Below are 22,634 nucleotides of genomic sequence, written 5' to 3'. Positions count from 1 at the left end.
CTTTCGCGCCTATATCTAATCGATATCAGAGGCGCGATTCGGGGCCGATTTTTCGCGCTGTACAAGCGGCATCTAGACAACAGGTTTTCATGAGCGACCAGACCGAGAACACCAACGGCGCCGAAGCCGAATACGGCGCCGATTCCATCAAGGTTTTGAAGGGGTTGGATGCCGTCCGAAAGCGGCCGGGCATGTATATCGGCGATACCGACGACGGCTCCGGCCTGCATCACATGGTCTATGAGGTGGTCGACAACGCCATCGACGAGGCGCTGGCCGGCCATGCCGACCTCGTCACCGTGACCCTCAACCCCGACGGTTCGGTGACGGTTATCGACAATGGCCGCGGCATTCCGACCGATATCCACACCGGCGAAGGCATTTCCGCGGCCGAAGTGATCATGACGCAGCTGCATGCCGGCGGCAAATTCGACCAGAACTCCTACAAGGTGTCGGGCGGCCTGCACGGCGTCGGCGTTTCCGTGGTCAACGCGCTGTCGGCCTGGCTGAAGCTGAAAATCCGCCGCAACGGCCAGATTTTCGAGATGAGCTTCACCCACGGCAATGCCGATGCGCCGTTGAAGGCCACCGGCAGCTACGAGCAGGACAGGCAGCCAGGCACCTATGAGGGCCGCAGCGGCTCAGAGATCACCTTCTTTCCGTCGTCCGAAACCTTCACCATGGTCGAGTTCGATTTCGGCACGCTGGAGCACCGGCTGCGCGAGCTGGCCTTCCTGAATTCCGGCGTGCGCATCGTGTTGACCGATGCCCGCCATGCCGACATCGTGCGCCATGAATTGCACTATGATGGCGGTCTGGAAGAGTTCGTCAAATATCTCGACCGGGTCAAGAAACCGCTGATCGACAAGCCGATCGCCATCAAGGCCGAGCGCGACGGCATCACCGTCGAAGTGGCGATGTGGTGGAACGACAGCTACCACGAAAACGTGCTGGCCTTCACCAACAACATCCCGCAGCGCGACGGCGGCACGCACCTCGCCGGTTTCCGTGGCGCGCTGACGCGCCAGATCACCGGCTATGGCGAATCCTCCGGCCTGACCAAGAAGGAAAAGGTGGCGCTGATCGGCGACGATTGCCGTGAAGGGCTGACGGCGGTGCTGTCGGTCAAGGTGCCCGACCCGAAATTCTCCTCGCAGACCAAGGACAAGCTGGTTTCGTCCGAGGTCCGTCCTGTGGTGGAAGGTCTCGTCAACGAGGCGCTCGGCACCTGGCTCGAGGAGCACCCCAGCGAAGGCAAGGTGGTGATCGACAAGGTCATCCAGGCGGCCGCGGCGCGCGAAGCCGCGCGCAAGGCGCGCGACATCACCCGCAAGAGCTCGCTCGGCGTCACCTCGCTGCCCGGCAAGCTGGCCGATTGCCAGGAACGCGATCCGGCGAAGTCCGAAATCTTCATCGTCGAGGGTGACTCGGCCGGCGGCTCGGCCAAGGGTGGCCGTTCGCGCCAGAACCAGGCCATTCTGCCGCTGCGCGGCAAGATCCTCAATGTCGAACGCGCGCGTTTCGACCGCATGCTCGGCTCCGAGATGATCGGCACGCTGATCACCGCGCTCGGCACCTCGATCGGCAAGGATGAGTTCAACGCCGACAAATTGCGCTATCACAAGATCATCCTGATGACCGACGCCGACGTCGACGGCGCCCACATCCGCACCTTGCTGCTCACCTTCTTCTTCCGGCAGATGCCGGAACTGATCGAGCGCGGCCATCTCTACATCGCCCAGCCGCCGCTTTACAAAGTGACGCGCGGCAAGAGCTCGCAATACATCAAGGACGAGAGCGCCTTCGAGGAGTTCCTGATCGGTTCGGGGCTGGAGGAAGCATCGCTTTCGCTCGGTTCGGGCGAAGTGCGCACCGGACAGGATCTGCGCAGCGCCATCGACGATGCGCTGGCGGTGCGCCAGCTGATCAACGGGCTGCACACGCGCTACAACAGGGGCGTGGTCGAGCAGGCTGCGATCGCCGGTGGCCTCAACCCGGATGTGTTCACCGATCTCGGCCGGGCCAACGCCATGGCCGAGCGTGTTGCCAAGCGTCTCGACATCATCGCCGAGGACACCGAGCGCGGCTGGACCGGCCGCATGTCGACCTCGAATGAGGGAACCGGTGGCTATGTGTTCGAGCGCACGGTGCGCAGCGTCAAGGAATTCGCGCATCTTGATCTCGGCCTCATCAATTCGGCCGACGCGCGTCAGCTCGACCGCTATGCGCCGCGCCTCACCGAGGTCTATGGCGAGCCACCGGTGCTGCGCCGCAAGGATGTCTCGGAACCCATCTCGGGGCCGCTGGCGCTGCTCAACGCGGTGTTTGCCACCGGCCGCAAAGGCCTGACCATGCAGCGCTACAAGGGTCTTGGCGAAATGAATGCCGAGCAGCTGTGGGAAACCACGCTCGACCCGAATGTGCGCTCGCTGCTGCAGGTCAAGGTCAATGACGCGACCGACGCCGACAGCCTGTTCTCGCGGCTGATGGGCGACGAAGTCGAGCCGCGACGCGAGTTCATTCAGGAAAACGCGCTGTCGGTCGCCAATCTGGATATCTGATATCGAAGCATTGGCGCGGCTCACCGCGCCAATGCCTGATCCAACGCAACAAAATCATTGAGCGCCGGCGGGAACAGAAGCCCTTCCAAGACATTGTGACAACATCGATCACAATTTCTCACAGGAGGTCTTCATGGGACGTGGTATCTTGCTCTGGTTGCTCGGGATTCCGATTCCAATCATCATTCTTATCATGCTTTTCGTGCGATAGGGGGCCTTAATGCAGTCCACCCTATCGGCTGTCGACGTTTCCGCTTCCACCGAATCCTCTTCAACCGCCGTCAGCTGGGGGCCGATCATCGCCGGCGCCTTTGCGGCTTCGACGCTGACCTTCATCCTGATGCTGCTCGGCTCGGGGCTCGGGCTCAGCATGGTTTCGCCGTGGTCCGGCTCTGGCGCCTCGGTCACCACCTTCGCGGTTTCCACCGCGATCTGGCTGGTCATCGTGCAGTGGCTTTCCTCAGGGGTCGGCGGATATCTCGCCGGTCGCCTGCGCACCAAATGGGTCGGCATCCACACGGATGAGGTCTATTTTCGCGACACCGCGCATGGCTTCCTGGCCTGGGCACTGGCGACGCTGCTCGTGGTCGGCGTGCTCGGCTCGGCGCTGTCGGCGGCAGTTGGAACCGGTGTGCAAGCCGTGTCCACGGTCGCATCGGGTGCCGCCATGGGCGCTTCAGCAGGGGCTGCAAATGGGGCATCGACCGACAATACGACATCCTATCTCGTGGATTCGCTGTTTCGTCCGGCCGATGCAAGCAAGCTCGCAGCTGCCAATCCGGACGGCGACGCCGCGGCGCAGGCTTCCCGCATCCTGATCGCCAGCACTGCCGCAGGCGAAATCTCGGCCGATGACAAGACCTATCTGACGCAGCTGGTGGCTGCCCGCACGGGTCTTTCGGAAGCCGGCGCCAAGGCGCGTGTCGATGCGATGGTTGCCAAGATTGAGGACGCCAAGGTCAAGGCAAAACAGGCCGCCGACACCGCCAGGAAAGGCAGCGCCACCTTTGCCCTGCTTGGCGCCTTGTCGCTGGTCATCGGTGCCTTCATCGCCAGTGCCGCGGCCGCCCTCGGCGGCAGGCAGCGCGACGACGAGGAAGCGATCCTGCTGACCAATCGCTGAGCGGGCACTCATCCCGCAAAGAAAAGCCCGGCTTCAAGCCGGGCTTTTTTGTTTCAAAGAGTTGGCTGGCCGAAAACGGCTCAGTGATCCATGGCCTTGACGATTTCTTCCGTCATCTTCTTGGCGTCGCCGAGCAGCATCATGGTGCCGTCCTTGTAGAACAGCGTGTTGTCGATGCCGGCATAGCCGGAGCCGAGCGAGCGCTTGACGAACAGGCAGGTGCGGGCCTTGTCGACATCGAGGATCGGCATGCCATAGATCGGCGACGACTTGTCGTCGCGCGCGGACGGGTTGGTGACGTCGTTGGCGCCGATGACATAGGCGACGTCGGCCTGCGCGAATTCCGAGTTGATGTCCTCGAGCTCGAACACTTCGTCGTAAGGCACGTTGGCTTCGGCGAGCAGCACGTTCATGTGGCCGGGCATGCGGCCAGCCACGGGGTGGATGGCGTATTTGACGTCGACGCCGTTGGCCTTGAGCTTGTCGGCCATTTCGCGCAGCGCGTGCTGCGCCTGGGCGACCGCCATGCCGTAGCCGGGCACGATGATGACCTTCTGCGCGTTCATCATCAGATAGGCGGCATCGTCTGCCGACCCCTGCTTGACCGTGCGCTCGATGCCGTCGTCGGCAACTGCCGCCGTCTCGCCACCAAAGCCGCCGAGGATGACCGAGATGAAGCTTCGGTTCATGCCCTTGCACATGATGTAGGACAGGATCGCACCGGATGAGCCGACCAATGCACCGGTGATGATCAGCGCCAGATTGCCAAGCGTGAAGCCGAGCGCGGCCGCTGCCCAACCCGAATAGGAATTCAGCATCGAGACGACCACCGGCATGTCGGCGCCGCCGATCGGGATGATCAAGAGGACGCCGAGGAGAAGCGAGGCCGCGACGATCAGCCAGAACACCAGCTTGGACTCGGTGGTGACCAAGAGGATGATCAACACAATCAACGCGATGCCAAGCGCAGCGTTGATGAAGTGGCGGCCACCGATCATGATCGGCTTGCCCGACATGCGGCCGTCGAGCTTGAGGAAGGCGATGACCGAGCCGGTGAAGGTGATGGCGCCGATGGCCACGCCAAGGCTCATTTCGATCAGCGCCTGGGCATGGATGTCGGCAACGGTGCCGATGCCGAAGCTTTCAGGCGCATAGATGGCAGCAGCCGCCACCATGACCGCGGCAAGGCCGACCAGCGAGTGGAAGGCGGCAACCAACTGCGGCATCGAGGTCATGGCGATGCGCCGTGCGGTGACCGCACCGACCGAGCCGCCGATGGCAAGGCCCAGCACGATCAGCCAGTAGCGGCCGGCCGACGGGACAGACGGGGCCGCCAGTGCCAGCGTAGTGGCAATGGCGATGCCCATGCCGATCATGCCGTAGAGATTGCCCTGGCGGCTGGTGGTCGGATGCGACAGGCCGCGCAGCGCCATGATGAACAGGACGCCGGAGACCAGATAGAGGAAGGACGCGAAGTTGGCGTTCATGGCGCTCTACTTGTCCTTCTTCTTGTACATGGCCAGCATGCGCTGGGTGACGAGGAAGCCGCCGAAGATGTTGACCGAAACCAGCATCAGCGCGACGAAGCCGAAACCGGCGGCAATACCGGAGGCGGCAATGCCGACGGCAAGCAGCGCGCCGACGACGATGACAGAGGAAATGGCGTTGGTGACGGCCATCAGCGGCGTGTGCAGCGCCGGGGTCACCGACCAGACGACATAGTAGCCGACGAAGATCGCCAGGATGAAGATGGCGAAGCGGAAGACAAAGGGATCGATGGCGCCGCCGGACAGTGCGTGCGCGGCGTCACCTGCTGCATCGGCGCCGCCGGGAGCATTGGCCATGTTCTGCACCGCAAGCCGGACGGCGGCGGACGCCTGATCGAGCTGGTCGAGGGCTTTCTGCAAGGTCTGATCCATCACGCGATCCCCTTCGGCTTGGCAGCGGGCGACTTGGCGGCGGCCGATTTCTTGGGCGCTGCTTTCTTCGGCGCGGCGTCGGCAACCATGGTCTTGGCCGGGATTGCTGCCGGCTCGACATGAGGCTGTTCCGCCGCTTTGGCAAAAGCCGGATGCACGACCTTGCCGCCGTCGGTCAGCATGGTTGCCTTGACCAGATCGTCGTCGCGGTTGATGGCAAGCGTCCTGGTGGTCTTGTCGACCAGCGTTTCGACGAAGGCGAACAGGTTGCGGGCGTATAGCAGCGAGGCGGATGCGGCGACGCGGCCGGGCACGTTGAGATGGCCAACGATCTTGACGTTGTTGGCGGTGGTCACGACCTGACCTGGAACCGCGCCCTCGACATTGCCGCCGCGCTCGACCGCGAGATCGACGAGCACCGAACCCGGCTTCATCGAGGCGACCATGGCCGCCGAAACCAGCTTTGGCGCCGGACGGCCAGGGATCAGCGCCGTGGTGATGACGATGTCCTGCTTGGCGATGTGCTCGGCGGTGAGTGCAGCCTGCTTGGCCTGGTATTCCTTCGACATCTCCTTGGCATAGCCGCCGGCCGTCTCGGCCGCCTTGAACTCCTCGTCCTCGACGGCGAGGAACTTTGCGCCGAGCGAAGCGACCTGTTCCTTGGCGGCGGGGCGAACGTCGGTGGCGGTGACGACCGCGCCAAGCCGCCTTGCCGTGGCGATGGCCTGCAGGCCGGCAACGCCGACACCCATGATGAAGACTTTTGCCGCCGGCACGGTGCCGGCCGCGGTCATCATCATCGGCAACGCCCGGTCATATTCCGAAGCGCCGTCGATCACCGCCTGGTAGCCGGCGAGATTGGCCTGCGAGGACAGGACGTCCATCGACTGGGCGCGGGTGATGCGCGGCATGAACTCCATCGAAAACGCCGTGACCCCGGCTTTGGCCAATGCCGCAACGGCGGCATCGTTGCCATAGGGATCCATGATGGCAATGACGGTGGCGCCTGATTTGTAGCCCTTGAGCTCCGCTTCGCCCGGCCGGCGCACTTTCAGCACCACATCGGCCTTGGCGACGTCGCCGGCCTTGCCGATTGTGGCGCCCGCCTTGGCGAACTCCTCGTCGGGGATGCGCGACCGCGTGCCGGCACCGGTTTCGACAACCACGTCGAGACCCAGCGCCGTCAGCCGCTTCACCGTATCGGGCGATGCCGCAACGCGCGGCTCGTTGGCGTCGAGCTCACGAGGGATGAAAACCGTCTGTCCCACCGCATGATCCTTTCGGCTGGAACCTGTTTCCGCAAGACGTCGTCCGGATAGCCGGCGACCTCCCCGGCAAAGGGTCTGAAAAGTCTATCGGAGAATAAAGGCGCCGACGGCCAGGATCACGGCGAACAGGATGGTCCCCGAGAAGAAGCCGCCCGCAAAGAAGCCAAAAGCCATCGCCAGGAGCAGGGCGCCGCAAAACAGCGAGCCGTATTTGGCGAGCGTGATGAAGCCCGCATAGGTGCGGTCGTGCTCGGCATAGTCCATCTTCGCGCCCAGTTCGACAGGACCGGTCGGCGTATGATCAGCCATAGGAATTCCCCTTCGAAGACATCTTTGAGGCACATAGCGAAAAGCCGGGCCGAGGGCAATGGCGCTATTGCCGCATCGCCGGAGACAACAGCCTCAAATGAAAATTGAAAGCCGACCATGAGGCATGGCTGGCTGGCGCGCCTAGGGCCGTGGGGAAGCGTATCCTTGAGCGCGCGGCGCCTCAGCCGGCGAGGTGCGGGAACAGCCCGAGCAAGCCGACGACGATGAGGTAGAGCGCGACGATGTAGTTGAGCAGCCGCGGCATCACCAGGATGAGCACGCCGGCGATGAGCGAAATCAGCGGGGTGAGCGCGAGCTGGGAGATGTGCATGTCGGGTTCCTTTGACAAATCCGTCGAAGTGAAGACGCGGAGCGTCAACGCGCCGCCGTCATCAGGACGCGGATCCGGTCCGAAAGCTCCAGGCGCTTCGCAAGAATCGACGCCTCAGGCGGCGTCGCGGTAATATTTCGCTGTTGGCAGAATGGACAGGGGCTGCAGTCGGTTGATGGCCGGATTGGCAAACATCATCCTCTGCTCCAGCGGCGTCGACCTGAAGAACGGGAAGCGTTCGAGTGTCAGCCGCAGATTTTCGCCGCAGGGGATTTCGAACAAGGCGATCGGGGCAAGAACGCCCGGGAATACCTTGGCCTCGGTTCTCTGCTTGGCATGAAAGATGCGGGCATAAAAAGCGGAATGCTCGATCTTGACCGGCGTAAGCACCGCGGTCTGGCCAAAGTAGCTGGAGGCCACCATGCCAAGCCTGAGTGTCAGGAACGGCAACACTCCAGGTGCTGGTGCGCTGTCGGGGTCGGTTGCGAACCGGGTTCCGTCGATGAAGGTCTCGCCGCGGGCAAGCCGCTCGGCCAATATTTCCGGATAGGCATCGACGGAGGGCGAATACGGGTGTTCGCGAGAGATGTAGTGAATGCGCAGCGTGCTGACCAAATGGCCATCGAAATAGACGCCGAACCGGTAGGAATTGGGCAGATTGTCCCAGCGGTCCTCGAACATCCCGCTGGCGATCGGGCCGGACATGCCCGAGCGAAAGTAGGATTGATAGCGAAGACGGTAGATTGCCTCCAGATCCTCGCCCCCGGTAATGAGACGGTACTCGACATGCTCCAGCAGTTGCATCATCGAGCGGTTCAGCACCGATCCGCCGCTTGTGTGAACCCCAGCCGACGCATCCTGCGTTGCAGCATCCATTGTCTATCCTCGAAAATTCCGCCTGCGGATAGGCTATTCGAGTTGAAATGGGACACAAGCTGAAAGTTAGATATTGTTGATTTACCTTTCGTTAACCTTAACAGCCGTGGAAGGCTCTTTCAGCGAGCAAAGGCAAAATCAGGTGAGGCAACATCCTGGTTTGATGCCCGCATGAGTTCGGTATCAAGGTCGGAGCGAATTTATATCTCGAAAGATACTGGCGATCTATTTCCAGTGAACTTCGAGATCACGACACCAGCTGGCTGCCCCGTTTGGCGGGGAGACGCAGGTCGGCCGCGAATGGCCAGGTGACGTTCGACATCGTCTCGATGCCCGACGCACTGAGCGCGGCACCGAAGAGGAAGCCCTGGACAAGGTCCGGCTTCACCGAATGGACCAGAACCTTGAGCTGCTCGAAGGTCTCGACCCCTTCGATGGTGACGGTCAGGCCCAGGACCCGGGTGAGATCGACGATGCCCTTCAACAGGTCCAGCGAGCGCTGGTTCTGGGTTACGTCCATCAGGAACGAGCGGTCGATCTTGATCTTGTCGAGCGGCAGCTTGTGGAGATAGCTCAGGCTGGAATAGCCGGTGCCGAAATCGTCGAGCGCGATGCGCACGCCAAGCTGTTTCAATTCCTCGATATACTGGCGTGTCAGCGACTTGTCGTCGAGCAGCGCGGTCTCGGTGACTTCGATCTCCAGACGGCCGGCAGCAAGCCCCGAACTGATCAGCGCATCACGGACCTTCTGGATAACGTCGCGACTGCGGAAATCCCTGGCGGAAAGGTTGACCGAGACGCTGGTCTGGTCGGGCCATTTGGCGCATTCGGTGCACGCAGCCTGCAGGACGAAGGTGCTGATCTCGGAAATGATGCCCATTTCCTCGGCCAGCGGAATGAAGATGCTGGGCGAAATCGGCCCGAGATCGGGATGGTCCCAACGGCACAGCGCCTCGCAACTGGCGATGCGCATCGTGCTCATAGCCACGATCGGCTGATAGACGACACGCAGCGCCTTGGCTTCGACGGCGTTGCGCAGGTCCGCCTTCATCAGCTGACGGCTGCGGAAAGCCGCATCCATCGACGCCTCGAACAGCCGCCAGTTGTTCTTGCCGAGTTCCTTGGCCTTGTAGAGCGCCAGGTCGGCCTTGACGATCATCGCATCGACATCGGTGTCCTCGACCTTGGACAGCACCGTGCCGGCGCTGGCCTGGATGCGCAGCCCATGGCCGGCGACATCGACCTCGCCCTGCAATTCGCCGAAAATCTGGTCGAGCAGGCCGGTCAGATGGCTTTCGTCCTCGACGCGATCGAAGAAGATCATGAATTCATCGCCGCCGAAACGGCTGACGGTGATGCTCGGCCCGGCGACGGCGGCCAGCCGCTCGGCGACGGCGTAGATCAGCCCGTCGCCGACAGGATGGCCGAGCGTGTCGTTGACGCTCTTGAAATCGTCGAGATCGAGCACGGCGAGCCCACACAGACGATCGCGGCTGCCGGACGCCATCGCTTCGCCGACCAGCTCATGGAAATAGGCGCGGTTGGGCAGGCCGGTGAGGTTGTCGTAGCGCGCCATGAAGCGGATTTTCTCTTCAGACTCGACGCGGGCGGTGACATCCTCAAACGTGATGACGCCCAGATCCTGACTGCCTTCGCGAGCCGAAAACTCGTAGTGCTGGCCCGTGGAGAACGAAACCAGCACCTTGCGGTCGCGGCCCTCGCGTAGCGCGCGCGTCAGCTGTGCCTCGACGTAACGACAGTCCTTCGGCGCCAGCATGCCGCCGGCGACACCGCGCATCAGCAGGCTGTGAATCGACCGCCCAAGCAGCGCGTCGGGCGATTTGAGTGCCATCAGATGCGCGGCTTCGGCGTTGGCGACAATGACCTTGCCGTCGGGGCCAAGCATGACCAGGCCATGCGACATGGTGTTGAGCGCGCGATCGAACCGGTGCGCGAGCTTCTTGGCCTGCTGGTGGCCGATGACCGCCGAGAAAAGCACGTTGCGGACGTGGTCGGCGCTGTTGATGGTGATGAACGTCATCGGGATGATCATCAAGCCGAGCACGACCGAGGGAGCATCCATGCGCAGCAAGAGTGCAAGTGCTGCCGGACCAATGAAGGTCACGGAAAAAATCCGCACCATGCGCGGCGATCCGTAGTTTCGGCCGACAACCGTGACCAGGGTCGCCAAAGTCAGCGACATAGCGGCCAGTTCGGCAAACGGATCTGGATAGACGTAGATCGATATGAAGCACAGCGAGCCCAGGCCGAGGCCCTGCAGGCTGCCCTTGAGGATATAGTTGCGCTCCCACTGCTGTGCCTCTTCGACACTGGCTATGGTGCCGCCCGCCTTGCGGAAGCTGCGAATGCCCAAGTAGCGGAAAAGGCTGACCGACAGCAGAACGAAAGAAAAGCCAATAAACAGTGGGTTGTGCGTGCGCAGGTAGATCATGAATCCGAGGATCCAGTAGCACGCGCCGCCAATCACCAGCATGTGCGCGTTGTCGAACAACGAGCGCACAAACTGGATATAAACATCCGCCGGGATGTTTTCGGTCTTTGTTCTGCCCATACCGTCGGCCCAAAGCTGCGCCTTGTCATGCCACACTCGCCTTAAGAAAGGCTTAGAACAGCGGCTTGGGCCCGGTTGATCAGGGCGAGAAGCGCGGTAAAGACCGGAAAAACTGGCTTCCGGCAATCCGTTGGCGCGATCACTCCGCGGCGTGGAGTGCCGGCTCCGGCAAGGCCTGGCTCAGCCGGTTGAGAAGCCTTGCGCGCTCGCCCGCCGCCTTTTCGGCACTGGCTTGCCTGACATGGCCATAGCCGCGAATGAGCGCCGGCACCGAGGCGAGCGCGACAGCGGCCTCAACTTTGCCCGGCGCCAGTGCTGCGCCAACAAGCTCCAGATCGGCCTCATACTGGGCCAGAAGCTGCCGCTCCATGCGCCGCTCGGTGCTGTAGCCGAACAGGTCGAAAGCGGTACCACGCAGGCCTTTGATCGCCGCCAGCAGGCGAAATCCCTGCATCATCCACGGGCCGAAGCTCGATTTCCGCGGTTTGCCGTCATTGCCGCGCCTGCCCATGATCGGCGGCGCGAGATGGAATTCGAGTTTTTCGTAGCTCTGGAACTGTTTTCCGAGTTCGGCGGCGAACGAGCCGTCGGTATAGAGCCGCGCCACCTCGTATTCGTCCTTAATCGCCATCAGCTTGAACAGGTTTCTTGCCGCCGCCTCGGTGACCGCGAAAGAGCCAGGCACGGCTCTGGCCTCGGCCGCGCGCAAAACAGCCAATCTGTCGGCATAGCGCTTGCCATAGGCGGCGTTCTGATAGGCGGTCAGGAAGGCGACGCGGTGGGCAATGATGTCGTCCAGCGTCTCGGCAATGGGGGCAGTCTGCTGGGCTTGACCCGGCTGGGCGATGAGGCCGCGCACGAAATCCGGCTGGTGCGCTGCGCGGCGGCCCCAGCGGAACGCAGCGACATTCATCGCCACCGCTTCGCCGTTGAGTTCTATCGCCTTTTCGACCGCCTCTGCCGACAACGGCAGCCCGCCATGCTGGAAGGCGAAGCCGAGCATGAACATGTTGGCGCCGAGCGAATTGCCGAACAGCGCGGTGGCGGTGCGGGTGGCGTCGAAGAAATGCGCCTTGTCGTCGCCGGCAGCAGCGCGGATCGCTTTCTTCAACCGCTCGACCGGCAGCGAGAAATCGGCGGAACGGGTGAAATCGCCGGGCATGATCTCGGCGGTGTTGGCGAGAAAGATGGTGTGGCCTTCGCGCACCGCAGCCAGCACCTTCTTGGCGCCCGACACGACGAGGTCGCAGCCCAGCACAAGATCGGCCTTGCCCGCCGAAACGCGGATGGCGTGGATATCGTCGGGCGTGCGGGCGATGCGGACATGGGTGAACACCGAACCGCCCTTCTGGGCGAGGCCGGCCATGTCGATCATGCCGCAGCCCTTGTCTTCGAGATGCGCTGCCATACCGAGCACAGCACCGATGGTGACGACGCCGGTGCCGCCGACACCGTCGATGATCGCCGCCCAGCCCTGCTCGCCGAGCGGGAATTCGGCGGGCACCGGCACGCCGTCGAGCGGATCGGTGCTGCCGGCGATGCCCTCGGCCTTCCGGATCTTGGCGCCATGCACGGTGACGAAGGACGGGCAGAAGCCGTTGACGCAGGAGAAATCCTTGTTGCAGCTCGACTGGTCGATCTTGCGCTTGCGGCCGAATTCGGTCTCGACCGGTTGGATCGAAACGCAGTTGGACTGCACGCCGCAATCGCCGCAGCCTTCGCAGACCAGTTCGTTGATGAAGACGCGCTTGTCGGGATCGGGGAAGGTGCCGCGCTTGCGCCGGCGGCGCTTTTCGGCAGCACATGTCTGGTCGTAGAGCAGCACCGATATGCCCTTGACGTCACGCAATTGGCGCTGGACGAGGTCAAGGTCGTCGCGGTGATGGATGCTGGCACCGGCGGGGAATTCGGCCTTCCCCGCATATTTGTCCGGCTCGTCGGTGACGATGGCGATGCGCTCGACACCTTCGGCGCGCACCTGCCTGGCGATCATGTCGACGGTCAGGCCGCCATCATGCGGCTGGCCGCCGGTCATGGCGACGGCGTCGTTGTAGAGGATCTTGTAGGTGATGTTGGCATCGGTCGACAGCGCGAAGCGGATCGCCAGCGCGCCGGAGTGATTGTAGGTGCCGTCGCCGAGATTCTGGAAAATGTGGTCGCGCTTGGAGAACGGCGCCTGGCCGACCCATTGCGCCCCCTCGCCGCCCATGGCGGTGAAGCCGACGGTGTTGCGGTCCATCCACAGCGCCATGAAGTGGCAGCCGATGCCGGCGGCGGCGAGCGAGCCGTCCGGCACCTTGGTCGAGGAATTGTGCGGGCAGCCGGAGCAGAAGAAGGGCGTGCGCGTGGCGATGTCCGACGTATCGGCGAGCATCGCCTGGAACTGGCGCAGTTTTGCCACCCGGGCGGCGATCTCTTCCGAAGGGCCGATGGTTCGCAAGATCCGCTCGCCGAGCGCGATGGCGATGTCGTTGGGATCGAGCGCGCCCTTGGCCGGGAACAGCCAGTCGCCGCGCTCGTCCTTCTTGCCGACGATGGCCGGTTGGGTGGCGGTGCCGTAAAGGCTTTCGCGCAGCTGCACTTCGATCAGGGAGCGCTTTTCCTCGACGACGACGATGGTGTCGAGGCCACGGGCAAAGTCGGAGATATGCTGCAGGTCGAGCGGCCACGGACAGCCGACCTTGAACAGCCGGATGCCGATGCGGTTGGCGGCCGCTTCGTCGACGCCGATGTCTTCCAGCGCCTGGCGAACGTCGAGATAGCTCTTGCCCAGCGTGATGATGCCGAGCTTGGGGCTGCGGCCGCCCGAATAGACGATCCTGTTCAGGCCATTGGCGTGGATGAAGGCCGAAGCCGCGGCGCGCTTGTGCTCATGCAGCCGTTCCTCCTGGCCGAGCATGTCGATCTCGTGGCGGATGTTGAGGCCGCCGGGCGGCATGTCGAAGTCGGGGACGACGATGTTCAGCCGCTCGAGCGAAGCATCGACGGAGGCCGTCGATTCGACATTGTCCTTGACGCATTTGATCGCCGCCCAGGTGCCGGCAAAACGCGACATGGCAAAGCCGTAGAGGCCGTAATCGATGATCTCCTGGACACCGGCCGGGTTGAGGATCGGCACCATGGTGTCAACGAACAGGAATTCGGTGGCATGCGCGTTGGTCGAGGATTCGGCCATGTGGTCGTCGCCCATCAGGGCAAGGACGCCGCCATGTTTTGACGACCCCGCAAGGTTGGCGTGGCGGAACACGTCGCCGGAGCGGTCGACGCCCGGGCCCTTGCCGTACCAGACGGAAAACACGCCGTCATGGGTGCCTTCGCCCAGCAATTCGGTCTGCTGCGAACCCCAGCAGGCCGTTGCGGCGAGCTCCTCGTTGAGGCCGGGCTGAAAGACGATGTCCGACTGGGCCAGCTGCTTCTTGGCCTTCCACAGCTGCATGTCGAGGCCGCCCAGCGGTGAGCCGCGATAGCCGGAGACGAAGCCGGCGGTGTTGAGACCAGCGCGACGATCGCGCTCGCGCTGCATCAAAAGCATGCGGATAACCGCCTGCGCGCCCGACAGGAAGATGCGCTCCTTGCCAAGATCGAACTTGTCGTCGAGCGCGACATCATGCAGCGTCATCAGGCATTTCCTCTGCGGAGGCCGCGCCAAGGCGCGCAGCCAACGTCGGAGTCGGACACCGCAGTCTTTCTCCCCTTGCCGGAGAGGTCAAATAAAATCGAAGATGCCAGACAAGGCCGCGTCAGGCGGCCTTCGAGCAATCCGGCTTGGGCTCACCTGGCAGCTTGCCGTCGGCATGGCCGACCATGTCCTTGTTGAGTTCGTAGACCGGCCCGACGACAAGCGGCCTGTCGGGCAGAACCGACTGATCGAGCGAGGATGTCAGCGTCGTCTCGAAGCTCTGCAGCAAGGTGCCGCTGGCATCCTCGATGCGGATCGACACCGCATAGGGCTTGTCCTTGACCACGCAGGTGAGCGGTGGGCTGGTGAGCGTTATATGCGCGAGTTTCGGCCATATTTTCTGGTTGACGATGATCGGATCGCCACCGGCCGGGTTTTGGAAGCTAACCACCGCGACCTGCCCCTCGCCCATCGGCCGTAGCGGATTGAGGGTGATGACATAGGTGGCAATGCCCAGCCGGTAGTTGAACTCGAACAGCTTGCCGGAAATGGCGAAAAGCTGGTCCTGGCCGGAGTCGCGGCAGGCGCCAAGGGCAGCGGCCGCAAACAAGGCTGCACCCAGAACCATCGAACGCGAAAACTGTCTAGACATTCGAGACCTCCCTGGCCGCGGTCCGGCGGCGATAATGTCGACTTGCCTTCTGACGGTTGCCGCACACCGCCATGTCGCACCAAAGGCGGCTGGAATTGCGGCTTCGGTCGACGAACAGCCAGCTGCAGTTGGGGCAGATTCTCAGCCTCGCAACGGTATCGTCGCGCAGCAACGACAGCGCCGAGACAGCCAGTGCCGCCTCGAAGGCGATCGGCGTCGCCGGATCGCCGAACGGTCGCCCCGGCGCGCCGATTTCGGTGCGGCTGCGCGCAAGACCGTCGGCGCAGGCCTCCAGGAAGCCGGGCAGATCGCCGGTGGCAACCGCACCTTTGGCCACCGCGCCGCGAAACAGCCGATCGGTCGTCTCGCGGATCGACAGTACGACCGGTGCGATTGCATCCGGCAACGGCGCCTCCAGCCGCCTGCCGCCAAGCTCGGCGGCACGAAAGCCGCTTGCGGCATCGGCAAAGCGGGCGATTTCCGCCGGGTTGTCGAAACGGTCGAAGGTTTTCTCCGGATCGTCGCGCAGCACGACGGTGTTCGCCGTGTCGAGCGCAAGAATACCGCCGGTGAAGCGGTGCGGGGTCCAGGATACCGTCATGACACAAATCTAACCGATAAATCGCGTTTGACAAGTTAGATTCTACGATGCAAACCTTGGCTGGGTGCCCTTGCGGCGACCTTTTGTTGAGCATGTCGTCGTCCCAAAACCGCCTCGCACTTTTGGGCGACATGCTCTGAGGATCTTGCATGCTCTATTTCTTCCAGCAGGTTCTGAACGGGCTGCATTCGGGCGCGCTCTATGCGCTGCTGGCCTTCGGCTATGTGATGACCAACGGCATCCTGCACCGCACCAACCTCGCCTATGGCGCGGTGTTCGCCTTTTGCGGGCAGACGATGATTCTGACCGCGGCTTTCGGCTACCAGACCCTGTGGCTGACGCTGTTCGCATCAGTTGCGCTCGGTGTCGTCGCGGCATTGCTGTATGCGGCGCTGATCAGCCATGTGTTGTCACGCAGCGTCTTCGAACCGCTGGCCGACCGCACGCCCAACGCCGTCGTGGTGACGACGCTCGGCATCTTGCTGGTGCTGTCGGAAGCGAGCCGCATCGCTGCCGACACGCATGATCTGTGGCTGCCGCCGATGCTGGCCCAGCCCATCATTTTCGCGCAGAGCCCCACATTCACGGCAACGCTGACGCTCATCCAGGTGCTCGACTGCGCCTTCGTGCTGGCAACCATAGTGTTCGCCGCATGGGCATTCACCCGCTCGAGTTTCGGCCGGCGCTGGCGCGCCGTATCCGATGATCCCAAGGCTGCTGCCATGTGCGGCGTCGACGTGCGCGCCGTGTTCCGCAGCGCGGTGCTCGCAGGCGGCTTCTGCGCGGCGCTGGCCGGCATTCTGGCCGGCCTCTACTACGGCAATATCAGCTTCGGCACCGGCCTGGTCTACGGGTTGAAAATCCTGTTCGTGACAGCGGTCGGCGGCTATCTCTCGCCGCCGCGGGCAGCCCTTGGCGCCGCATCTTTCGGCATGGGCGAATCGCTGTGGGCCGGCTATTTCCCGCTCGAATGGCGCGATGCCTGGATGTACCTGTTCCTCGTCGCCATGCTGTTGCTGATCGGCGCCGGCCGCGACCAGCAGAAGATCGTCTGAACCGTATCAGACTTTGGTTGCATGCCGCGCGGTCAGGCAGCGGCTTTGGCCTCACAACCGCGTTTAGCCGCTCTCTCCATGTTGACCCGCCGGACCACGCACGGCATACCGTTGGGCCACAGCAGCGCGCCGCAAAAAGCGGGGGATCGGCACGCCTCTGACATAAGGGAGGAATGCATGGCAGGGCTTCTCGCTCTATCCAGAACGATTGACCGTATGAACGAGTTCATCGGCAAATGGGTGTCGTGGCTGATCCTGCTGGCAATTCTGGTCAGCGCCGCCAATGCAATCATCCGCAAAGTATTCGACATGTCGTCCAATGCCTGGCTGGAGCTGCAGTGGTATCTGTTCGGCGCCGCCTTCATGCTGGCCGCCGCTTACACGCTGAAGCAGAACGACCATATCCGTATCGACATCGTCTACGGCATGTTCTCGCGCCGCGTGCAGCACTGGATCGACCTTCTCGGCCACCTCTTCTTCCTGATGCCGTTCGTGACGCTGATGGTGATCTATTTCGTTCCCTATGTGTCGCTGTCGTTCCGCAGCGGCGAAATGTCGAACAATTCCGGCGGCCTGATCATCTGGCCGGCCAAGGCCATCCTGCTGGTCGGCTTCTTCCTGCTGGCGCTGCAGGGCATTTCCGAGATCATCAAGAAGATCGCCATCATGCGCGGCGACATGGATGATCCCAATCCGTTCATATCCGCGCACGAGCAGGCCGAACTCGAAGCCAAGGCGCTCGCCGAAGAAGCCAAGGCACTCGCCGGGCAGGTGCGCTCATGATGGAGTTCATCGCCCAGAACATGGCGCCGATCATGTTCGCCTCGCTGATCATCTTCCTGCTGATCGGCTACCCCGTCGCTTTTTCGCTGGCCGCCAACGGCCTGATGTTCTTCTTCATCGGCGTGTTGCTGTCGCCCTACTCAGGCGGATCGATCAACCTGGCCTGGCCGCTGCTGCATGCGCTGCCGGACAACTTCTACGGCAGCCGGGTGATGTCGAACGACACGCTGCTGGCCATTCCGTTCTTCACTTTCATGGGCATCGTGCTCGAACGCTCCGGCATGGCCGAAGACCTGCTCGACACGATCGGCCAGCTGTTCGGGCCGATCCGCGGCGGCCTCGCCTATGCGGTGATCTTCGTCGGCGCGCTGCTTGCGGCGACCACCGGCGTCGTGGCGGCTTCCGTCATCGCCATGGGGCTGATCTCGCTGCCTATCATGCTGCGCTACGGCTATGACCGTAGTGTCGCTGCCGGCGTCATCGCGGCGTCGGGCACGCTCGCCCAGATCATCCCGCCATCGCTGGTGCTGATCGTGCTTGCCGACCAGCTTGGCCGCTCGGTCGGCGATATGTATGCGGGCGCGCTGATCCCCGGCCTGGTGCTGACCGGTCTCTATGCGCTGTACATCCTGATCATGTCGGTCGTCCGGCCGAAGTCGATGCCGGCGCTGCCGCTGGAAGCACGCACGCTGGGCCATGGCGTGCTTTCGCTGCTGGCGGCATTGCTGGCGGCGGTGGTGGTTTCCTATGCGGCTTATCGTTATCTCGTGCCGGCGCATGGCGACAATGCCGACATCCTCGGCGCCAGCGTCGGCGTGATCTTCATCTATATCGTGGCCATCGCCGACAAGCGCCTGAACATCAACATGATGTCCAGGCTGGCGCAGCAGGTGATCATCGTGCTGATCCCGCCGCTGGCGCTGATCTTCCTGGTGCTGGGCACCATCTTCCTCGGCATCGCCACGCCGACCGAAGGCGGTGCCATGGGCTCCGTCGGGGCGCTGATCATGGCCGCGGTGAAGGGGCGGCTGTCGCTGGATGTGATCAAACAGGCACTGACCTCGACGACGCGGCTGTCGTCCTTCGTGCTGTTCATCCTGATCGGGGCGCGTGTGTTTTCGCTTACCTTCTACGGCGTCAACGGCCACATCTGGGTTGAGCACCTGTTGATCTCGCTGCCGGGCGGTGAAGTCGGCTTCCTGATCGGGGTCAACATCCTGGTCTTCTTCCTCGCCTTCTTCCTCGACTTCTTCGAGCTTGCCTTCATCATTGTGCCGCTGCTGGCGCCTGCCGCCGACAAGCTCGGCATCGACCTGATCTGGTTCGGCGTGCTGCTCGGCGTCAACATGCAGACCTCCTTCATGCACCCGCCCTTCGGCTTCGCGCTGTTCTACCTGCGCTCGGTCGCCGCCCGCGTGCCTTATCTCGATCGCCTCACCGGCAAGCAGATCGCGCCGGTCACCACCGGCCAGATCTATTGGGGGGCGGTGCCCTTCGTTTGCATCCAGGTCATCATGATCGGACTGACCATCGCCTTCCCGCAGATGGTGATGCGCTACAAGGGCGCGGCGGTCGATCCCGGCACGATCGAAATTCAGCTGCCGGACATGCCAGGTCTGTCGCCGCTCGGCACGACGCCGGCGGATGGCAGCGCCCCGGCCAACGGCGGCGCTGCACCTGTAGCTCCGGCCAACGACCTGTCGCAACCACCGAACTTTGGCGATGCGCCGCCCGCCAAGCCGGCGGCGCCGGCAACTGACCTCTCGCAGCCGCCGAACTTCAACTGATACGGATAGGTGAGCAGTCATGAAAGCGGTGCGTCTGGAGGCGATTGGCAGCATCGCGCTGCGCGAGGTCGACAAACCATCTGCCGGCCCCGACGATCTTCTGGTGCGGATCGAGGCGTGCGGCGTCTGCGGCACCGATCGGCATCTTCTCCATGGCGAATTCCCCTGCACGCCACCGGTGACGCTGGGACATGAATTCTCCGGCATCGTCGAGGCGGTCGGAAGTTCCGTATCCGGCTTTGCCATTGGCGATCGGGTCACCGGCAATCCCAACATCGCCTGCGGGCGATGCGCGCATTGTCATGCCGGGCGGGTCAATCTGTGCAAGAATCTGCGCGCCATCGGCATCCATCGCGATGGCGGCTTTGCCGATTATGTCGTCATGCCGCAGACGCAGGCCTTTATTCTGCCGGGCGATCTCAAGCCGACACATGGCGCGTTTTGCGAGCCGCTTGGTTGCTGCCTGCATGGCGTCGACTTGGCTGAGATCAGGCCCGGCGCCTCGGTCGTCGTGCTTGGCGGCGGCGTCATCGGCCTGCTGACCGTGCAACTGGCCAGGCTGGCGGGGGCGACGACCATCATCCTGTCGACGCGACAGGCCTCGCGGCGCGCACTTGCCGAGGAATTGGGTGCGACAGCGACGGTCGACCCCAATGCTTCCGATGTGATCGACGCGATCGCCGGACCATCCGGACTTGTGCCGGGCGGTGTCGATGTCGTGTTCGAATGCGCCGGCGTCAGGGAGACCGTCGAGCAGTCGATGCGGTTGAGCAGGGCCGGCGGCACGATCGTTGTCGTCGGCGTGATGCCACAAGGCATGAAGGCAGAGTTCGAGCCCTTCGACCTGTTGTTCCGGGAATTGAAGGTTCAGGGTTCTTTCGTAAATCCGTTCACCCATCGCCGGGCGGCCGATCTCATCGCCTCGGGCGCAATCGAGATCGACAGGCTGATCTCCAGGCAGGTGACATTGGAAGAGGCGGTCGCGGTGATCGCCAATCCGGCTGCGCCCGGCGAAGTCAAGGTGCTGGTGGTGCCGAGCCTAAGCTGACGCTTGCCGAGGGTTCGCCGATCGGCTATCCAATGCGCGCCGAAAAAGACATGACCGGTTCGGTAGTCCGGTTTCTTCCGTCCTTACTTTTCGAGCATGATTCTTGTCCGAAAACCGGGCGCCACTTTTCGGGATCATGCTCAACGGAGGCCTGTTCACCGCATGATTTGCGGGAGGACCCGCGGCCGGCAAGCGAGGCGAAAGCCCGCGGGCCGGTTGGGTCATGGCCGGATTTTCGGTTCGACGGTCCCGCCGGTCTCACGGTCTGCAGCCACGCCTGTCCGCATTTCAAACGCGACAGGAAACGACCATGAAACTGAACCACGCAAATCTCGTTACATCAGAAGTTGCCGCCCTTGCCGGCTTCTTCACCAGCCATTTCGGCTTCGAACTTGTCGCCATGCGCGGCAAGGATGCCTTCGCGGTTCTACAGGGGACCGACGGCTTTGCCCTCAACCTGATGAAGCCCGGCAAAGGAGAGGCAGCAGCCTATCCCGACGGGTTTCATGTCGGTTTCTTCGTCGGCAAAGCAGATGGCGTACACACCAAGCATGCCGAACTTGCCGATGCCGGCCTGCAGCCGGGCGAGGTCCAGGAGTTGACGCGCGGCGGCGTCAAATCGACCACCTTCTATTGCCATGCGCCGGGCGGCATCCTCGTTGAGGTCAGCGCTTCCGAAGCCTGAAAAAAGACCCCGGGCGGACAAGCCCGGGGTCTCTTACGAGGTTTGAAAGGCTACAGCTTGCCGTTGCGCTGCTGCACCATCATGAAGGTGTCGTAATTGTATTCGGCCACCTGCGCCCACAGATAGTGCTCCTTGCGGAAGCCCTTGATCGAATCCCAGATCTTCTTGAAGGGAGCGTTGGTGGCTTCCATTTCGGAATAGACTTCGTTGGCCTTTTCAAAGCAGGCGGCCATGATGTCCTGGGTGAACGGGCGCAATTTCGCGCCACCGGCCACCAGCCGCTTCACCGCCGCCGGATTGAGGAAGTCGTATTTCTGCAGCATGTTGGCGTCGGTCGCCTGGGCGGCGGTACGCACCAGGGACTTGTAGGCGGGCGAGAGCTCTTCGTATTTCGCCTTGTTGAACATCAGATGCACGGTCGGCCCGCCTTCCCACCAGCCGGGATAGTAGTAGTAGGGCGCGACCTTGTAGAAGCCGAGCTTCTCGTCGTCATAGGGGCCAACCCATTCGGCAGCGTCGATGGTGCCTTTTTCCAGCGCCGGATAGATGTCGCCGCCCGCGATCTGCTGCGGCACCACGCCAAGCTTCGAGACAACTTTGCCGGCAAATCCACCGATGCGCATCTTGAGACCTGAGAGGTCGGCGACCGTGTTGATCTCCTTACGGAACCAGCCGCCCATCTGCACGCCGGTGTTGCCGCCGGGCAGGCCGAAAAGCCCCTGCGTGGCGAGAAACTCGTTGAACAGGTCGATGCCGCCGCCATGATAGTGCCAGGCATTCATGCCGCGCGCGTTGAGCGAGAACGGTACCGCGGCACCCAACGCCCATGTCGGGTCCTTGCCCCAGTAATAATATGCCACCGTGTGACAGGCCTCGACGGTGCCGGCCGTGGTGGCGTCCGCGGCCTGCAGGCCGGGCACGAGCTCGCCAGCGGCAAAGACCTGGACCTGGAAATTGCCGTCCGTCGCATCCGACAGCATCTTGGAGAACACTTCGGCGCCGCCATAGATCGTGTCGAGCGATTTCGGGAACGATGACGCCAGCCGCCACGTCACTTTCGGATTGGATTGAGCGATGGCTGGCGCGGCAAGCGTGGCGGCAGCCGCCGCGGCGCCAACGCCGGTCGCGCCGGCCTTGCGTATGAATGAACGACGATCCATGAAGTTCCTCCCTTTTGGATCAACTGACCGGCATCAGGGGCATCCTCGGCACCCCGGATCGGCTCGCGCCAAACAATACACGGGCAACAAGTCGAGTCCAGCACGGCAGCCGATTTGACGGCGGCATTTCCGGGAAATAATGCGGCCGGCCGCATGTCCTGCAACTATAGTCTAACGCCCGCTCCGTGGCCTATGCGACAGTCTGAAACTTGTCATGGAAAACCGCCTTCAGATCGCCTATTTTGCAGGCAGAATAGTTATTCGCACCAAATGGAACCCGGATCC

At 62.8% G+C, this 22,634-nt stretch carries 18 protein-coding genes; 7 read left to right on the top strand and 11 right to left on the bottom strand.

The window, feature by feature from the left end:
- Positions 1–89: 89 nt before the first annotated feature.
- Positions 90–2,561 carry a DNA topoisomerase (ATP-hydrolyzing) subunit B gene (gene gyrB / locus AC1DXU_RS19040; protein WP_477371454.1) on the top strand — a complete coding sequence of 824 codons (2,472 nt, stop codon included), beginning with the start codon at positions 90–92 and terminating at the stop codon, positions 2,559–2,561.
- 220 nt (positions 2,562–2,781) lie between these two features.
- Positions 2,782–3,684, top strand: coding sequence for a hypothetical protein (locus AC1DXU_RS19035; RefSeq protein ID WP_477371452.1), 903 nt, complete (start codon positions 2,782–2,784; stop codon positions 3,682–3,684).
- A gap of 80 nt (positions 3,685–3,764) precedes the next feature.
- Here AC1DXU_RS19035 and AC1DXU_RS19030 read toward each other — a convergent pair whose 3' ends face one another.
- The 10 genes from AC1DXU_RS19030 to AC1DXU_RS18985 all read right to left on the bottom strand — a co-directional run bounded on the left by AC1DXU_RS19030 (position 3,765) and on the right by AC1DXU_RS18985 (position 15,831).
- Positions 3,765–5,171, bottom strand: coding sequence for an NAD(P)(+) transhydrogenase (Re/Si-specific) subunit beta (locus tag AC1DXU_RS19030; protein ID WP_477371450.1), 1,407 nt, complete (start codon positions 5,169–5,171; stop codon positions 3,765–3,767).
- Positions 5,172–5,177: 6 nt separating this feature from the next.
- A complete protein-coding gene (locus tag AC1DXU_RS19025) occupies positions 5,178–5,603 on the bottom strand; it encodes an NAD(P) transhydrogenase subunit alpha part 2 (protein ID WP_477371448.1) in 426 nt (141 codons plus the stop codon).
- Positions 5,603–6,871, bottom strand: a complete 1,269-nt coding sequence (locus tag AC1DXU_RS19020; protein ID WP_477371446.1) for a Re/Si-specific NAD(P)(+) transhydrogenase subunit alpha — start codon at positions 6,869–6,871, stop codon at positions 5,603–5,605. The genes AC1DXU_RS19025 and AC1DXU_RS19020 overlap by 1 nt, the downstream gene beginning before the upstream one ends.
- Before the next feature lie 84 nt (positions 6,872–6,955).
- Entirely contained in the window at positions 6,956–7,180 is a 225-nt protein-coding gene (locus tag AC1DXU_RS19015) for an aa3-type cytochrome c oxidase subunit IV (RefSeq protein ID WP_477371444.1), read from the bottom strand.
- A 181-nt stretch (positions 7,181–7,361) separates the two neighbouring features.
- Positions 7,362–7,511, bottom strand: a complete 150-nt coding sequence (locus AC1DXU_RS19010) for a DUF3096 domain-containing protein (protein WP_080680904.1) — start codon at positions 7,509–7,511, stop codon at positions 7,362–7,364.
- Positions 7,512–7,625: 114 nt separating this feature from the next.
- Positions 7,626–8,387, bottom strand: coding sequence for an N-acyl amino acid synthase FeeM domain-containing protein (locus tag AC1DXU_RS19005; protein WP_477311229.1), 762 nt, complete (start codon positions 8,385–8,387; stop codon positions 7,626–7,628).
- Between the two features lie 247 nt (positions 8,388–8,634).
- Positions 8,635–10,959 carry a putative bifunctional diguanylate cyclase/phosphodiesterase gene (locus tag AC1DXU_RS19000; RefSeq protein WP_477371442.1) on the bottom strand — a complete coding sequence of 775 codons (2,325 nt, stop codon included), beginning with the start codon at positions 10,957–10,959 and terminating at the stop codon, positions 8,635–8,637.
- 139 nt (positions 10,960–11,098) lie between these two features.
- Positions 11,099–14,578, bottom strand: coding sequence for an indolepyruvate ferredoxin oxidoreductase family protein (locus AC1DXU_RS18995; protein WP_477371439.1), 3,480 nt, complete (start codon positions 14,576–14,578; stop codon positions 11,099–11,101).
- Positions 14,579–14,699: 121 nt separating this feature from the next.
- Entirely contained in the window at positions 14,700–15,230 is a 531-nt protein-coding gene (locus tag AC1DXU_RS18990; protein WP_477371436.1) for a hypothetical protein, read from the bottom strand.
- Positions 15,223–15,831, bottom strand: a complete 609-nt coding sequence (locus AC1DXU_RS18985; RefSeq protein ID WP_477311221.1) for a CGNR zinc finger domain-containing protein — start codon at positions 15,829–15,831, stop codon at positions 15,223–15,225. Before AC1DXU_RS18985 ends, AC1DXU_RS18990 begins: the two co-directional genes overlap by 8 nt.
- Before the next feature lie 149 nt (positions 15,832–15,980).
- Here AC1DXU_RS18985 and AC1DXU_RS18980 point away from each other — a divergent pair, with 149 nt between their 5' ends.
- The 5 genes from AC1DXU_RS18980 to AC1DXU_RS18960 all read left to right on the top strand — a co-directional run bounded on the left by AC1DXU_RS18980 (position 15,981) and on the right by AC1DXU_RS18960 (position 21,189).
- On the top strand, positions 15,981–16,886 hold the full coding sequence (locus AC1DXU_RS18980; RefSeq protein WP_477371433.1) for a branched-chain amino acid ABC transporter permease: 906 nt from the start codon (positions 15,981–15,983) through the stop codon (positions 16,884–16,886).
- 177 nt (positions 16,887–17,063) lie between these two features.
- Positions 17,064–17,669, top strand: a complete 606-nt coding sequence (locus AC1DXU_RS18975) for a TRAP transporter small permease subunit (protein ID WP_477371430.1) — start codon at positions 17,064–17,066, stop codon at positions 17,667–17,669.
- Positions 17,666–19,456 (top strand): TRAP transporter large permease, encoded by a 1,791-nt coding sequence (locus tag AC1DXU_RS18970; protein ID WP_477371427.1) that lies wholly within the window; start codon positions 17,666–17,668, stop codon positions 19,454–19,456. The genes AC1DXU_RS18975 and AC1DXU_RS18970 overlap by 4 nt, the downstream gene beginning before the upstream one ends.
- Before the next feature lie 19 nt (positions 19,457–19,475).
- The gene (locus tag AC1DXU_RS18965; RefSeq protein ID WP_477371424.1) at positions 19,476–20,504 is read left to right on the top strand and encodes a zinc-dependent alcohol dehydrogenase family protein; all 1,029 of its coding nucleotides are present in this window, start codon (positions 19,476–19,478) and stop codon (positions 20,502–20,504) included.
- A gap of 310 nt (positions 20,505–20,814) precedes the next feature.
- Positions 20,815–21,189, top strand: a complete 375-nt coding sequence (locus AC1DXU_RS18960; protein WP_477371421.1) for a VOC family protein — start codon at positions 20,815–20,817, stop codon at positions 21,187–21,189.
- Between the two features lie 50 nt (positions 21,190–21,239).
- On the opposite strand, the gene AC1DXU_RS18955 is transcribed toward AC1DXU_RS18960, so the two are convergent.
- The gene (locus AC1DXU_RS18955) at positions 21,240–22,349 is read right to left on the bottom strand and encodes a TRAP transporter substrate-binding protein (RefSeq protein ID WP_477371417.1); all 1,110 of its coding nucleotides are present in this window, start codon (positions 22,347–22,349) and stop codon (positions 21,240–21,242) included.
- Positions 22,350–22,634: the final 285 nt, after the last annotated feature.

The organism is Mesorhizobium sp. P3_A10 (assembly GCF_056403175.1).
Note: the sequence above shows the minus strand (reverse complement) of the source record. Positions and strands in the feature narration are given on the sequence as shown.

Bases quoted from the DNA above. Each gene is read 5' to 3' on its own strand.
- AC1DXU_RS18985 (WP_477311221.1), bottom strand. From the start codon at position 15,831: ATGACGGTATCCTGGACCCCGCACCGCTTCACCGGCGGTATTCTTGCG.
- AC1DXU_RS18995 (WP_477371439.1), bottom strand. From the start codon at position 14,578: ATGACGCTGCATGATGTCGCGCTCGACGACAAGTTCGATCTTGGCAAG.
- AC1DXU_RS18970 (WP_477371427.1), top strand. From the start codon at position 17,666: ATGATGGAGTTCATCGCCCAGAACATGGCGCCGATCATGTTCGCCTCG.
- AC1DXU_RS19035 (WP_477371452.1), top strand. From the start codon at position 2,782: ATGCAGTCCACCCTATCGGCTGTCGACGTTTCCGCTTCCACCGAATCC.
- AC1DXU_RS18975 (WP_477371430.1), top strand. From the start codon at position 17,064: ATGGCAGGGCTTCTCGCTCTATCCAGAACGATTGACCGTATGAACGAG.
- gyrB (WP_477371454.1), top strand. From the start codon at position 90: ATGAGCGACCAGACCGAGAACACCAACGGCGCCGAAGCCGAATACGGC.
- AC1DXU_RS19000 (WP_477371442.1), bottom strand. From the start codon at position 10,959: ATGGGCAGAACAAAGACCGAAAACATCCCGGCGGATGTTTATATCCAG.
- AC1DXU_RS19025 (WP_477371448.1), bottom strand. From the start codon at position 5,603: ATGGATCAGACCTTGCAGAAAGCCCTCGACCAGCTCGATCAGGCGTCC.
- AC1DXU_RS19015 (WP_477371444.1), bottom strand. From the start codon at position 7,180: ATGGCTGATCATACGCCGACCGGTCCTGTCGAACTGGGCGCGAAGATG.
- AC1DXU_RS18965 (WP_477371424.1), top strand. From the start codon at position 19,476: ATGAAAGCGGTGCGTCTGGAGGCGATTGGCAGCATCGCGCTGCGCGAG.
- AC1DXU_RS18980 (WP_477371433.1), top strand. From the start codon at position 15,981: ATGCTCTATTTCTTCCAGCAGGTTCTGAACGGGCTGCATTCGGGCGCG.
- AC1DXU_RS18955 (WP_477371417.1), bottom strand. From the start codon at position 22,349: ATGGATCGTCGTTCATTCATACGCAAGGCCGGCGCGACCGGCGTTGGC.
- AC1DXU_RS18990 (WP_477371436.1), bottom strand. From the start codon at position 15,230: ATGTCTAGACAGTTTTCGCGTTCGATGGTTCTGGGTGCAGCCTTGTTT.
- AC1DXU_RS19005 (WP_477311229.1), bottom strand. From the start codon at position 8,387: ATGGATGCTGCAACGCAGGATGCGTCGGCTGGGGTTCACACAAGCGGC.
- AC1DXU_RS19030 (WP_477371450.1), bottom strand. From the start codon at position 5,171: ATGAACGCCAACTTCGCGTCCTTCCTCTATCTGGTCTCCGGCGTCCTG.
- AC1DXU_RS18960 (WP_477371421.1), top strand. From the start codon at position 20,815: ATGAAACTGAACCACGCAAATCTCGTTACATCAGAAGTTGCCGCCCTT.
- AC1DXU_RS19010 (WP_080680904.1), bottom strand. From the start codon at position 7,511: ATGCACATCTCCCAGCTCGCGCTCACCCCGCTGATTTCGCTCATCGCC.